Source organism: Alkalibacterium subtropicum, assembly GCF_900112455.1.
Lineage (GTDB): Bacteria > Bacillota > Bacilli > Lactobacillales > Carnobacteriaceae_A > Alkalibacterium > Alkalibacterium subtropicum.
In genome coordinates, this window is record NZ_FOLT01000014.1 from 25,876 (window position 1) to 41,008 (window position 15,133).

The 15,133-nt window shown below is 41.1% G+C and carries 11 protein-coding genes and 1 tRNA gene; all 12 read right to left on the minus strand.

Features of this window, described 5'->3' with window-relative positions:
- Positions 1–13: 13 nt before the first annotated feature.
- Positions 14–3,073 carry an AAA family ATPase gene (locus tag BM049_RS10090; RefSeq protein ID WP_091531264.1) on the minus strand — a complete coding sequence of 1,020 codons (3,060 nt, stop codon included), beginning with the start codon at positions 3,071–3,073 and terminating at the stop codon, positions 14–16.
- The gene (locus tag BM049_RS10095; RefSeq protein WP_091531266.1) at positions 3,074–4,207 is read right to left on the minus strand and encodes an exonuclease SbcCD subunit D; all 1,134 of its coding nucleotides are present in this window, start codon (positions 4,205–4,207) and stop codon (positions 3,074–3,076) included.
- Positions 4,208–4,415: 208 nt separating this feature from the next.
- Positions 4,416–5,285, minus strand: a complete 870-nt coding sequence (gene scrK / locus BM049_RS10100; protein ID WP_091531268.1) for a fructokinase ScrK — start codon at positions 5,283–5,285, stop codon at positions 4,416–4,418.
- Between the two features lie 128 nt (positions 5,286–5,413).
- A complete protein-coding gene (locus BM049_RS10105; protein WP_177188681.1) occupies positions 5,414–6,898 on the minus strand; it encodes a glycoside hydrolase family 32 protein in 1,485 nt (494 codons plus the stop codon).
- Complete coding sequence (locus BM049_RS10110; RefSeq protein ID WP_091531272.1) at positions 6,898–7,740, minus strand: carbohydrate ABC transporter permease; 843 nt, start codon at positions 7,738–7,740, stop codon at positions 6,898–6,900. The genes BM049_RS10105 and BM049_RS10110 overlap by 1 nt, the downstream gene beginning before the upstream one ends.
- On the minus strand, positions 7,733–8,677 hold the full coding sequence (locus BM049_RS10115) for a carbohydrate ABC transporter permease (protein WP_091531275.1): 945 nt from the start codon (positions 8,675–8,677) through the stop codon (positions 7,733–7,735). The genes BM049_RS10110 and BM049_RS10115 overlap by 8 nt, the downstream gene beginning before the upstream one ends.
- 100 nt (positions 8,678–8,777) lie before the next feature.
- Complete coding sequence (locus BM049_RS10120; protein WP_091531278.1) at positions 8,778–10,091, minus strand: ABC transporter substrate-binding protein; 1,314 nt, start codon at positions 10,089–10,091, stop codon at positions 8,778–8,780.
- A 118-nt stretch (positions 10,092–10,209) separates the two neighbouring features.
- Positions 10,210–11,205 (minus strand): LacI family DNA-binding transcriptional regulator, encoded by a 996-nt coding sequence (locus tag BM049_RS10125; protein ID WP_091531279.1) that lies wholly within the window; start codon positions 11,203–11,205, stop codon positions 10,210–10,212.
- Between the two features lie 736 nt (positions 11,206–11,941).
- A tRNA-Leu gene (locus BM049_RS10135) sits at positions 11,942–12,025 on the minus strand.
- A 74-nt stretch (positions 12,026–12,099) separates the two neighbouring features.
- Positions 12,100–13,104 (minus strand): alpha/beta hydrolase family protein, encoded by a 1,005-nt coding sequence (locus BM049_RS10140; protein WP_177188682.1) that lies wholly within the window; start codon positions 13,102–13,104, stop codon positions 12,100–12,102.
- A gap of 205 nt (positions 13,105–13,309) precedes the next feature.
- Entirely contained in the window at positions 13,310–14,158 is an 849-nt protein-coding gene (locus BM049_RS10145; protein WP_091531286.1) for a YtnP family quorum-quenching lactonase, read from the minus strand.
- Between the two features lie 156 nt (positions 14,159–14,314).
- Positions 14,315–14,545, minus strand: coding sequence for a hypothetical protein (locus BM049_RS10150; protein ID WP_091531287.1), 231 nt, complete (start codon positions 14,543–14,545; stop codon positions 14,315–14,317).
- Positions 14,546–15,133: the final 588 nt, after the last annotated feature.

Sequence of the window (15,133 nt, forward strand, 5' to 3'; positions counted from 1 at the left end):
TATTTTTTAAGTTTTAAGCCTGAATATAGGCGTGACTGCCGTCTGTTTTTTTCTCAACGATAATGTGTGACTGGATACGGGTCTTCAGTTCCTCAACGTGGGAAATGATTCCGACCAGTCGTCCGCGCTCATGAAGGTCCAAGAGGGTTTGAATGGCGTTGTCCAGTGAATCCGAGTCGAGTGTGCCGAACCCTTCATCCACGAAGAGCGTGTCCACACTCACCCCGCCGTTTTGGCTTTGAATGACATCACTGAGGCCTAAAGCCAGAGCGAGCGAGGCTTTAAAGGTTTCGCCGCCCGATAAGGTATGGACGCCGCGCGGTTTCCCGGTATGGTGATCAAAGACATCGATGTCCAGTCCCTGCGGCCCGGCTCCCTTGGCTTTTTCTACTTTTTTGTGCATCTCGTAACGGTTGTTGGTCATTTGTCCTAGGCGGATGTTGGCCGCTTCAAGGATCTCTTCAAAGTAGATCCCCAGAACGTAGCGTTCAAAGGAGACATAGTCGGTCTCTTTCGCACCGTTTGCCATGCGGGACAGTTCGCCGTACATCTGATAATCCGCCTCGATGTGTTCGCTCTGTTTCTGATACTGCTCGATGGTTTTCTGAGCTTCAGTATTCTGACTCGTTACGCGGACATAAGCATCTCGCTTCGCTTCCCACTCAGGCAGCGCTGCTTCGATTTCCGACAAACGGGTCGCGTGCTCTGCTTTCGTTTGGACATCTTCTGCTTTTCCAAGAAAGTCTGTGACTTCTTTTACCGCACTCAGGTGAACGGCACGTGCTTCACCGTACGTCTGAATCGCTTCCTGCATCTCTGAAACGAGTTTTTCTTCAAGCACGTATTCAGCGAACGTTTCCCCTAGCTCGCTTGCGTCCAATTGTTCTTTGAATATCTCTTCAAGCTTCTGTTCCTTTTCACTCAGTTCCTTGACGCGTTTTTCGGTCAGGTTCAGTTCGGTTTCAGAAGTCGCCAGCGTGTTCTTCAGCGTATTCAGTTCTTCACGCACCGTTTTCTCCTGTTTCTCTGTTTCTTTGATCGCTTGTTCTTTCGACTGGATAAGGTCTTGGACCTGTTCTTTCGATTCATAGACTAGCTTCTCTTCCAGCCCGGAGATCTCTGTACGGATTTCTTTTGTACGCAATTCTATATTTTCTATTTTTGACGTGTTTTTGGATAAGGATTCAGATGTTTCGCGTTCCTGTTTCTGTATATCGTTCAGCTGCTTGGTATAGGCCGCTTCCTGCTTGACGGTTTTTTCTTTCTGCTCGATTTCCGTCTGCAGATCAGTGATGGTTCCGGTCGCTTCGGCTGTCTTTTCTGCGACTGTTTCTTTTTCACTCTCTGCGTCTTCAGGTGAAACCCCTAAAGCTTCACACCGTTCACTCACTTGAGCAAAAAGGTGTTCCGACTGGCTGACTAGACGATTATAACTCGTCTCGGCCGTCTCTTTCTTTTGTTCCAGTTCGGCGACCTGTTCTTTTGTCACGTCTTCCCCTTTAGCATGGGCTTTTCCAGGGTGCTCTTTAGATCCGCAGACCGGACACGGTTCGCCTTCTATAAGTTCGCCGGCTAGCACAACGGACAGCTGACTGAAGTAAGCCGATTTAGCTGTCTGCCAGTCGTTTCTGGCTTCTTTGAGCTTGCGTTCCGCATCTTGGAAATTTTTTTTCAGCTCGACCCCCTGTTCGCGCCACTGACAGACTTCTGTGAGTGCATTCAGACGCTGATTCAATTGAGACTGTTCGGCTTTTTTCGTGCTCAAGACTTTATAATCGGCCGTCAGTTCTTCGCGTGTCTCAGCGATGCCCTTCAACGTTTCTTTCAAGTCTTTGAGCTGAGCCGATAGTTCCTTTTTCTGTTCAGCCAAGTGTTTCTTTTCAGTTTCAGCAGTCTTTTTCTCTTTTTCAAGTTCAGTCAGACGCGTTTTCTGTTCTTTGATCGTTTCAAAACGCTTCAGCTCTTCGTTAAGGTCTTGTACTTCTTTTCTCGAACTGTCCAGCTTGGCATAGTCTTTTGAAATAGCCTGATAGCGTTCATCGACAGACACCAGCTCTTCTTTCACCTGCTGGATCTTTTCACTCAGCTCCGTGAGGCATTTCTGATTCGCTTCTTTTTCTGTACGGGTTTCTTCGACATTTTTTTGCGCCTGAACTAAGGCTTCGGCTTTTTTGTGCTGGTCCAGCTGGGTTTTATACTGGATTACTTTTTCTTCTTTTTCGTCCAGTTCGATTTTCTCTTTTTGAAGGGCTTCCTGCTTCGTCAGCATTTCAATAAGCTTGGTCTGTCTGACTTTTTCATCCTGAAGATGAGACAGTTTGCTCTTCGCTGCTTTTAATTCTTCAGTTTCAGTCTCGATAAGCTGGTCCAGTTCACTCAAAACCGGTTTGACGTCAAACTGCTCGATGGCTTTGTCTAAAGCTTCGTTTTCTTCGTAGTTGATACGCTTGAAGGCTTCCTGCAGCGCCAGTTCATATTCTTTCCGCTGGTCCGACAGCTCTTTGGCCTTTTTCTTCAGTTCTTCCTGGAAACGTTCATAAATACCGGTCTCAAAGATATTTCGGAAGATCGCTTCTTTTTCACGGCTGTTGGATTCCAGCATCTTTTTGAAAGCCCCTTGGGGAAGCATCACGATCTGACGGAACTGGTCATAGGTCAGCCCGATCAGGTCCTGTATCTCCTGATTCGCTTCGGCGATCTTCGTGGTCACACTGTCTTCGTTATGGAACTCGACGCTTGACTTGACTTGTTTGGTCTTTGTCCGGGTCCCCGGTCCCGTCTGTTCCGGTTCCCGGCGCACTTTATAGGTTTTCTTGCCCAGTTCAAATTCCAGCTCGACGTAGCACAAGTCCAGATCGGTCGCGTGGTCGGATTTGAAGGTATCTTTCCCGCGGGCATCACCGCTCGCCGAATCAAAGAGCGCATAGGCGATCGCATCAAAGATCGTCGTTTTCCCCGCGCCCGTCGGTCCACTGACTAAAAAGAGAGAAGACTGGGTAAACTGGGTGAAGTCGATTTCCACTTTGTTTTTATACGGCCCGAAGGCATTCATCACGAGTCTTAACGGACGCATTTATTCCTCTCCTTTCAGTGCCTGTTCCCAGGTTTCATGGATGGCTTCTTTCTGGTTATCGTCCAGCGGGTTCCGTTTGTATTTTGAATAAAAATCGTCGAACAGATCCAGGAGACTTCGTTTTTCTACGGCTTCCTGTTTGGTCATCTGACTTGATTCCCGGCGTTCCTTCTGAGCCGTGTATTCGAGTCCCATGGCATAAGGATAGCGGCGGCGCAGCTGATTCATCGCATCCATGACGTAATTCTTATCTTCCAGCTCGAAGAAAATATAATCATCCGATCCGTCCTGCATCAGCTCGTCAAAGGTACCTTTCAAGACTTTCATGTCTCTTTCCGGCTCCACTTTGATCATTTCAAAGTTGAAGTCGTCTTTATTTATGTCTAAAAGGACATGCTGTTTTTTATGGCGGACTTCCGATTTTGAATACTTGAGTGGCGACCCGCTGTAACGCACCCGGTCGGTCTTGACCTTCTGTGCCTTATGCAAGTGTCCCAAAGCCACGTAATCAAAATCGTCAAAAAGGTTCACATCCACGTATTCTGCGGTCCCGATACTCAACGGCCGCTCGGAATCTGAGGCTTCCACCGAATCCTTGGCCCCGTTGATGATATAGCCGTGCGCGATCAGGATATTTACTTCATCCGGATTCATCGCCGCTTTGATCGACTCGATTTGGGCACGCGTCGCATCCTGCAGATCCTTGATCTCATCGTCTTCGAGCAGCTGTCTGATCGTGACATGATCCGCGAAAGGAAGCAGGTAGAAATTGACCCCGTCGATCGATACTTTTCTGACGTCTTTTTTCACGGTGCCTTCGATATAGAGCTGACTTCCGGCCAGCAGTTCGGCACCGTATTCCAGCCGTTCGTTACTGTCGTGGTTCCCGGCGATCGCCAGGACCGGGATGCCCGCTTCCCTGATCAGTCGGTTGAAAATGTCATTGGCCAAGGTCACCGCTTCTTTTGGAGGAATTGAACGGTCATACAGATCCCCCGCCATGATCAAGACGTCGACATCCAGCTCTTTGACTTTATCGACCAGCGCATGCAGCACCGCTTCCTGATCCTCGAGCATTGAAAACTCATTGACGATTTTACCAATGTGCCAGTCTGCCGTATGTAAGATTCTCATGATTGTCCTCCTGTTCTTCATAGTTAAATTATTGTATTTTTGTAATTGCATTAATTGTATCATAAAGGATTATCTATGTTATCAAGAATTAGAATGATTTAAATATTGGACTTCAGCTGTTTAAATTAAAATCAAGCATAACGACTCTTACGATTTTACTCATAAGCGAATGCTATGCTTGATATACGATATTATTTTTTCAGTTCATTTACTTTTTAGTGACTAACTTTTTGGCTAAAGCTAGACAACCAACAGTTCCTGCGTTTTGTCCTAATTTGGGAGTAACAATGTATTCCTTTATATCAGGAGTTTTAACATAGTCATTTATGAGATTCAAAAATTCTTTTCTAACTTTTTCTATAAGGTGTTCCTGTTTCATCACACCTCCACCAAAAATAATAACATCTGGTGATAACATTAATGTAGTATTATACGCACTTTGAGCAATATAATACGCTTCAATATCCCAAAATGGATCTTCAACTGGAATTTCCTGCCCTTTCTTTCCGTTTCGCTGCTCAATTGCGGGTCCGGCAGCCATTCCTTCTAAACAATTGTCGTGAAAAGGACAATTTCCCTTAAAGGAGTCTTCTGGGTGCGATACAACTTTCATGTGTCCCATTTCAGGATGACTGAAACCTTGTATAAATTCTCCATTTTGTATTGCGCCACCTCCTACACCTGTTCCAATAGTATAGTAAACCACATTTAAGTTTTCTTGTCTGTATGAATTGATAAACTCTCCATATGCTGCTGCATTTACATCCGTTGTCCAGGCAATTGGACGGTCGATCCTCTTTTTTAAGCTACCTACAAAATCAAAATATGCCCACGCTTTTTTCGGTGTCGAGGTTATGTATCCATAAGTTTCGGAAGACTTGTCCACATCGATCGGACCAAACGAACCCACCCCAATACTTTCTATATTATTCTGATGTTTTTTGAAAAATTTTTCTACTAAATGCATTGTTTCTTCCGGATCAGTAGTAGGGAAACTTTCTTGTTCAATAATTTTCAGATCTTCATTTCCAATTGCACAAACAAATTTTGTACCGCCAGCTTCTATCGCACCATACATTTTTATTCCTCCTCATATAATCAATAGAAAAAGAACATCTCATTATGTTTTACTGGAATCAGTAGTAGAGATGTTCTTTCTATAAAACTTTGTATCGTCTTTTATTACTTATCCTGTTATTTTTTATATTATTTCCTTAAATCGATGTTTGCTGTTTCTAAACGCTTTAGTGTTACCGATTCTTTACTCTCAATTGATATTTCTGAGATCTTGTCTTCTAAATAAAAAGTGTTAGAAAGAGTGATTTCTTCATTAACAAATAATTCTAATGATGATTTATCCAAAAATATTTCCATATTTAAAGTATCACCAGTGTATGGATATGTTGAAGAAGAGACCAGAACTTTTTCATTATCTTCATTCATAATCTTGACCTCAGTGTTATTTCTTGAAAAGTGGAAAGCTTTTTCAGAATGATTATAAGATAATTTGATATTCTCATTCATATCATTAGAAAATTGGATAATAAAATCATTTAATTCATCACTGTTAGCTTGTATGTTTAAATATTGAACGGCTTCTCTAGAAGCAATGTGTTTTTTATCAATACTTACATTATTCTCACTCGTTTTCACGTGCTTATAGCTTTCAATTTCAGATGGGACTTGTTGTTTTAATACATCGCCATCAAGCATCAATTTTCTGGGTAATGTCATTTGACCAGCCCATCCATGATCTTGTTCATCAGAAGGAAAATCTCTTCCCCAGCCTTGCATCCAGGCAATTGCAACAGGTCCATCCTCTTTAGCAACTGTTTGAGGAGCATAGAAATCTAAACCGTTGTCCATTTCTTTTATGTTCTTCATTTTAAACAAGAAATTATCCCAATCTACTTCTCCTTCAATAAGCCAGGAGATATGATTATATACTTTCCCAGTTTTTTCGTCCTCATAGTTCATAGCACTTAATACAAAATATTCCTTATTACCTATTTGTACAAAATCAGGACATTCAACCATTGTTCCTAAATAATTATTGTAGGGGAAAAATACTGATACGTAATCCCATTTCAATAAATCGTCTGATTTATACAACAGAACTTGACCTTCATTATCTTCGGTTTTTGAACCTAGAACACAATAATATACATTATCCTTCTCAAAAATTTTAGGATCTCTAAAGTCTACTATTGAAGAGCCTTCAGGTATGTCTTTCTCGGTCAGAACAGGATTGTTTTCATACTTTTTAAATGAAATCCCATCTTCAGAGACAGCGATATTCTGATTTTGTCTAGTCAGGCTTTCATCACTGTCGTTTGGTAAATGACCTGTGTACATAACATATAATTTTCCGTCTTTCTCAATTGCACTCCCAGAAAAACAGCCTCCCTGATCGTATGCTTCATCAGGGGCTAATGCAACGTCAAGATGTTCCCACTTTATTCCATCGGGACTTTTAGCGTGTCCCCAATGCATAGGACCCCACTGTGAAGCATAGGGATAGTATTGATAAAATAAATGGTATTCGTTTTTATATATCGAAAAACCGTTAGGATCGTTTATCCATCCGTACGGAGAAGCAAAGTGATATTCCGGATAATATTTCTGATTTAATTTATCTTTGTTCGATGCAATAAATTTGTTAGCTTTTTCAATTGTGTACGTTTTAGTCATCATTTCACTCCTGTACCTGAACTACTCAATCCCTGCACTAAATGTTTCTGGAAAAAGACGTAAATCAGAATCAAAGGAATCGTCGATATCGTTAAAATCGCCATCACCTGATTAGTGTATACTGGTTGAGTGTTATTAATGTTTGTTATCGCTACCTGCAGAGGATAGGTTTCTGAATCAGTTAAAACCATCAACGGCCAAATATAATCGTTCCAGCTCATAATGAATGAAAGTGTACCTACCGTAGCTATAGCCGGTTTCGACATAGGCAGCATTATCTTCCAATATATTTTGAACTTTGTAGCACCTTCCAGCATCGCCGCTTCTTGAAGTTCTGTAGAAATGGCTCTAAAGAATATCGTAAACATGTAGATATATAACGGTGTTGCCAAAAGCGGTAAGATTACAGCTAGTGGGGTATTCAAAATTCCTAATCTTTCAGTAATTACAAATTTAGTTATAATAATCGTTTCTCCGGGTATGACTAATAGAGCAATCATTAAACCAAATAATAATTTTTTACCTTTGAAATCTATAGTGGCAAATGCATATCCAGCTAAAGAATTTATTATGATCGATCCTGCCGTTACACTTAATGCGTAAAAGATACTATTCCCAAGGTATCGAATAATGTTGAACCGATTGAAGATTTCTCTATAAGGCATTAACCATTCACTGACATTCATTGATGGTAAAAACGCCTCCAGTGATCCCATGTCGCTATAAATCGCTGCTTCCGGCTTCATGGAAGACACCAGCATCCATATAAGAGGGAATATAAACAATATAGCTAAGAGAATACTTAAAAAATGGTACAAGAATGATGTTGTCTTATTATTCATTTTTATCCCCTCCTACGAATTTTCTTTGAAGAACGGTAAAGATAATTATGATACCGCCATACATAACAGTTAACGCACTGGCAAAGCCTATTTGTCTATCGGTAAAGCCAGTTCTGAATATATAGTAAACAGGTGTTAATGTAGAATTCAATGGTCCACCTTGTGTCATTACCATTGGCTGGATAATTAATTTAAATGCATCGATCAAAGTCGTTGTTAGAATCAATAACGATGTCGGTTTTAGCATGGGCAGTGTAACATTGAGAAATTGTTGCCATTTATTAGCTCCGTCTATTGTAGAAGCTTCGTATACTTCTTCGGGGATATTTTGTAATCCGGCTAAGAAAATCAACATTTGATACCCTGCGCCCTGCCAGGCTGATACAAAAATGATTACATACATTGCTTGATTTGGACTGCTCAAGAAAGGTTGCGCTGGCAGACCAATCGTTTGTAATATCTCGTTTAATAGTCCTGATGCAGGATTTAAGATATACAACCATAAAACAGACACAACAACCAGTGACATAACTACTGGAGAAAAATAAGCAATTTTATAAAACATGGTCCCTCTTCGAGATCTATTGACTAGTAAAGCCAGTCCTAATGCAGTTCCTACTTGTATAGGCATTATGAATAATACAAACTGAAATATATTCCCTACACTCGTTCGAAATGTAGCATCTGATAAAAGTGTTCTAAAGTTTTCTAAACCAATAAATTCAGTAAGATCAGGAGTCAACATATAATAATCCGTAAATGAATAGTATAAAGACATCATAGCAGGAATGAATAAAAACAATCCTAATACTATCAAAGCAGGTAATAGAAATAGAAATCCTGTTGCGTTTTCTTTTAAAGCAGAACTTTGTATCGTACTTCTAGCTTTTGGTCTCACTCCTGTAAATCCTCTAAAAATTCCTTTCACGTTTTTCATTGTTCAGCTCCTTATTGATTGCAGTTCCATTTATTTTTTTATATGTAGTAGTACTTTATACTCCTATATATAAAGTACTACTACTTACATGATTTACTTGTTATTCTAAATGAGTTTCTATTTCTTGAGCTTTTGTTTCTAGTAAGGACTCTAAATCTTGGTTTTGCTCAAAGTACGTTGATTCAGTAACCGTTTCCTGGAATGTTCTGCTCACCTGAGGATAGTTGATAAGGGTTGGACGCGCTCTTCCTGTTTTACTATTTTGCTCGATAAGCACTTGCATTGGCTCTTCAACTTCTTCCAGCATACGATCGGCCACTGACTGTCTTGCTGGGAGTACTGAATTCCCCATACTCATATCGTACAGTTCTTGTTCAGATGTTAGAAATTCAATCAATGCCCCGGCTGCTTCGGGTTTGTCAGTAGATGATGTCATCCCATATGCCCAACTTCCTGTAGGACTGACCAGTTCATTGGTTTCTGGGGAAACTGGATAAGGCATAATACCATAATCAATATCTTCATATTCATTATTAAGTTCTTGCATTGTCCAAGAACCGCTCATATATAAAGGATACTCTCCTGTGTGGAACCCTTTTTCTACTGGAGTGATTGTAGAATAACCTTCTTCAACTAGATTTTGTATGAAGTCAAAAGCTGAAACTGTCTCTTCAGAATCAAAGTAACCTACGGCCTCAGTTCCTGCTTCATTTGTGATTTCTCCGCCAGCAGACCAGACATATGGAGAAAATGCATACAATAACCATTCAGACTGATCATCAAATCCCATATTTAACACTGGACCATCATGGTTAGTGGCCAATGTATCTAATAAACCATTGAATTCATCCCAAGTCCATGGATTTTCTACAGTAGGAAGAGTTTCTAAATCTACCCCTGCTTCTTCTAACATTGTTCGATTGTAGAAGAAACCAACACCTGATTCCGAATAACCAACTGAATAAAGTTCATCGTTATAAGTTCCCTGTTCAATGATACTTGGTAGAAAATCTTCAGTATCACTTAAGTATTCATCCAATGGTTGAATAATTTGGGAATTTGCATATGCTGCTGTGTTAGGACCATCTAAAGTTATGACATCCGGTAAGGAACTAGTAGTAAGGGCTGCATTTATCTTATCTTCATAACCACCACCTGAACCGCTTCTTGGAATATATTCAACAACTGCTGTGATTCCTTGTTCATTAGTTTCATTAAATTCTTCGATTGACTCCACCATTACTTGTCCTTCAGCAGATTCTTCTGAATATTGAACCCATACTGTAACTTCGTCAGAAGCAGCAGATTCGGTTTCACCGTTACTTGCTGTATCGCTATCACTTTCACCATTTCCACAGGCAGCCAATAATGCTGCTGAACTCATTAACATAAAATACTTTGACATTTTTTTCATTTTTAACCCTCCGTTTTGTAATCGTTTTATTTATATTTGAAGTATATGTCATCCGGTTTCATATGTCAACCGGATGACATAAATTTAAAATAAAAAATTTTATTAATAATAAAATTTTTTATTTTTTTGATCCTTGCGTTGTTTCGGAAAGATACAACTCAACAGGCAAAATAACTTCATTTTTAACTTTTTTTCCTTTGAGTAAATCTAACAAAGTAGTTACAGCTTCGTAAGCCAAATTCTCAATAGGTTGTACCACAGTACTCAATTCCGGTACTAAATACCGTATAGACTGTGTTCCATCAAACCCAATGACTTTAACGTCTTTTGGCACATCGTAACCCATTTCTTTTGCAACATTTAAAAACAGTTTGGCATTAACATCATCACCCGCAAAGACACCATCGTATTTAAAATCACCTTGAAAAGTTTCTTTGATTATTTTTAATTTTTCATCTAAGTCTATTTGAAAAGGAATCTCTATAAAGTTTTTCCTATAGTTGTTCTTTTCAATTTCATCGACGTACCCAATTGATCTATCATTCGCTGGAGTTTCAACATTTTTATCCCCGGTAACACACAAGATATTAGTACAGCCTTGAGTAATCAATTCTTGAGTGGCTAATCTACCACCATTGTAATCATCGCTTTGTACCATAGGAATATTTTTGGTTAATTTTCTTTCGATTGATACAATCTGATCCTCGTAATTCTTATATTCAGATATATCTACATTGTGAGAGCCCACTATAATACCATCTACTCTTTTTTCATTTAGTAGTCGTAAATACTTTTCTTCATTTTCAGAGTCATTAAGGCTATTACAGATAAATAAATGATAACCAAACTTTGCTAAAGCTTTTTCAACATGAAAAGTGAGTTCACCAAAAAAGGGATTCTCAGTAGTTGGTACTATTAAAGCAATAAATTTACTTTGATTACTAAAAAAAGATCTTGCCATTTCATTTGGAATATAATTGAGTTCCTCAATAGTATTTAGAACTTTTTCTTTCATTTCGTTACTGATGTATCCTCGATCATTTAATACTCTTGAAACTGTCGTGACTGAAACACCAGCTTTTCTTGCCACATCATGAATTGTTACCCTTTTCATAAAATGTCCCTCTCTTTTTCGGATTTTTATCCTATACTGTATTATGTTAAGTGATATTTCATTAATGCGCAATCCTTGAGAGCTATTTTTTACTTTATTTAAGAAAAAGAATCAGAGAACGTTTTCAGTTTAATACCTATCAATTAATAATATGCTCTTAATTTCCGAAGATCAGTATATCAAAATAAGCCCCTGTTGTAATGAGAACGGTCAACAATCGCCCGGCGATTGTTTCCTTTTTAAGCTTTTGATTTTTGGCTTGCCCTTCAGCTGCTTTTTGAATTCGCGAAGGGCACGCGCCGACCCTTTGCGTGACCTCCAGATCACTTCTGACTTCGCGAAGGGCACGCGCCAGCCGTTTGCGTGACCTCCAGATCACTTCTGACCTCGCGAAGGGCACGCGCCAGCCATTTGCGTGACCTCCAGATGCTTTCTGAACTTCCGAAGGGCACGGGCCGATCCTTTGCGTGACCTTCAGATACTTTCTGATACCGTGAAGGGCATGCGCCAGCCGTTTGCGTGACCTCTAGACGCTTTCTGACCTCGCGAAGGGCACGCGCCAGCCGTTTGCGTGACCTCTAGACGCTTTCTGAGCTCGTGAAGGGCACGCGCTAGCCGTTTGCATGCCCTCCAGTAACTTTTTGAACGCGCGAAGGGCAGGCAAAACTTTTCCAACATCTATTTTATCGCATAAAAAAAACGCATATCGGAATATGCGTTTGATTCGTTTAAAATATGGCCAGGAAGGGAGTTGAACCCTCACGAGCGTTGCGCTCACTAGATTCTGAGTCTAGCGTGTCTACCATTCCACCACCTAGCCGGAACTCCACTAGTATAGCATAATTATTTCGGAATGTTAATACCTTTATTAAAAAATTGATAATTAGACAGCAGTTATTGTCCGTCATTTGCTAGGTCGTAACGTTCCAGTATGCTTTTGAAGGCTTCATCACTCAGTATCTCATGATTCCCATCAAAGATGACTAAGGAAAGATTATTGATTTTCTTGTTGTAGATGATGTCTCTTTTGCCGTAGAGCAGCTGAGCGCCAAGTTGTTCGGTGACGCTTTGCGTATACAGTAGTTCTGAACTGACTCCCGGAGGAACGACATGTTCTTCGCCGTATTCTAAATCGCGAACGAGTTTATTGTAGAACTGGATGGAATGACTGATCGGTACTGAACCATCATAACCATCATTGACCCCCGCATAGATCTGGATCGTCGTCTGACTTGCTTTATCAACAGGTGTCGGCTGATGGATGGGCGAGCGCCGGCGTGCTTCTTCTATATTCAGTCTTCCATTTTGAGAGCCGGTGATGGTCAGAATATCTTCAGAATAAAAATTCCCACGAATCTTGCTTTCACCGTACCAAGCCACCAGATCTGTTATCGGCACCCATGCCGAATAGGAAGCTACCTTCTTCTGGGATGTCATCAAATGCTGCAGGGCCGCATGTCCGCCTCCGCTCGTTCCGATGATATGTATATAATCTTCATCCACATTGCCATTCTCTATAGCGTAGTCGATGGCGTCATCAATATCCGAAATGACTAAGTCACTTCCTCCAGCCTCTGCGTGTTTATTCGGACCTCGAAAGTTCGGGCGGATATAATTCCAGTCATTTTCAATTGCATGTTCCACCAGTACATCGTATTTTGAATACGTCGCACTCCATTGATGCAGGCTGATGATCAAAGGACTCGGCTTGTCTGACGACACGAAATAAGCCGCTTGGTCAGTATGGTCTCTGGAAGAAGGAATCTGAACGATCGATGCTTCGTCCGGCCACAGATTTCCTTCGTTAGCTTCATTATAACGTTCAGTTATAAAAAAGTATGCAGCCACTGACAGCACAAGAATAATTGCAGGCAGCCATAGTTTTACGCGTTTCTTCATCCGGAGACCTCCCTTAATCATTTGTTATACAGAATATAGCATAGATAAGTCAGCTGAAAAGGTTATATTATGGACAATTATGTGAAGTTTGGATTCACCGCTGAAACTAAATGTTTTAAAAAATGCCGATAGTAAAAGCGGCGATCATTATTTTATCAATGATCGCCGCTTTGTTAACGATTCTTATCTTACTTAATAAGTGATGTCAGGCTTTAGAACGCTTCATCATATCCACGATCTCTTTTCCTTCTTCATCCCACTGGATCATGCGGTAGTAGGCATCATGATAGAAAATAAACTTATAATTATTCTGATAGGCCCGCTGCATCCATTCCTGCTTGGCGTATATGGAATCCATCGGGTAGTCGTCATACGCCATGACCCATAAAGGGTTCTGATGCGCGGTCGAAGCCATGATATCCGCCATATGCATGATGGTTTCTCCGTCCTGGTCCAGTTTCACTATCGCATGGCCGTTGCTGTGGCCGCCGGTATGGGTCATCGTGATGCCCGGAACGACTTCCAGTTCTTTTTCGAATGTTCTGACCTGACCCTGAATGGCTTCCCAGTTCTGTTTCCAGTAAGAACTTTTGGACCGGATATTCGGATGTCTCACTTCGTCCCATTCCGTTTCCGTCATATAGATCACCGCATTGGGATAAGTCGACACGAACTTTCCGTCTTCTGAATGAGTCAGTCCGGTCGCATGATCGAAATGCATATGCGTCATGAGCACGCCATCGATATCTTCCTTAGTCAGTCCCAGTTCAGCCAGATTCTCATCGATCCGCGATTCTTCCTGAACGCCGAAATTGCGTTTCTGCTTTTCAGTGAGCTTCCCTTTTCCGATCCCTGTATCGATCAGATAATTCTTTCCCTGATACTGAATAAGGATGGGCTCGGTGGCATGCGTAATCTGATTCTTTTCATTGGCGGGATATTTTCTGTTCCATAAGGGTTTGGGAACGACCCCAAAAATCGCTCCCCCGTCGAATGAAACGACACCACCATCCAGCCAGTACAGGGTCATGTCGTGAAATTTTAAATTATCCAATTGCTCGCCTCCAATATATTCTGTCTTCAATTATGACTATGAAGTTCTCCAAATTTATACTTAATTGTTCAAACATAAAAAAGGAATAGAAGCTTGATCAGTCACTTCTATTCCTAAATGTTAAAAGCTGTCATCACATTTGCTTCAGAGTGGCTCTTAAGCAGTAGCTAACAATAAGAAAGCTAAGAATGCAAGAACGATCAGAACAAGAATGATTACCAGTGACCATTTGTTCAACTTACGCGCGAGCGCCGCATCCACGCCGCCTTCCATCGCCTGGCCAGCCAAATAGACACCTAACGGAAAGGCCAGTATGGATAAGCCCATCCAACCTAAAAACAGGCAGGCCCATGACAATATGTGAAAGAGATTAGCATTTTCAGACATTATATTACCTCCTTCGTTCTTTTCAGATGTGTCATTATATTATTTATAAAAAAATGAAAATTCTTATACTACTAAGTTTAAAGAGTCACAAATTCACTGTCAAAAGTTATCTATTGCAGTTAAAGCGTTTGAAGAGACAGCCCGTCCCTATTTTTGATTTCAGCAATGATAGTCCTCTCTCAAGATAAGCAATACACGTTTGTGACCTCCAAGTGTTGACTTATCCCTCAAAGGTCACTTATACACCGCTTTTGTGACCTTCAGCTACTGGCTGTTCCCGCGAAGGGCACATATACATCTCTTTTGTGACCTTCAGCTCCAGTCTGCTATCGCGAAGGGCACATATCCACCACTTTTGTGACCTTCAGCTGCTGGCTGAGCCTGCGAAGGGCACATATTCGCCTCTTTTGTGACCTTCAGCTTCAGTCTGGTCTCGCGAAGGGCACGTATACACCACTTTTGTGACCTTCAGCTGCTGGCTGTTCTCGCGAAAGGTACATATACACCGCTTTTGTGACCTTCAGTTGATGGACGATCCCGCGAAGGGCACATATACACTGCTTTTGTGACCTTCAGCTGCTGGCTGCT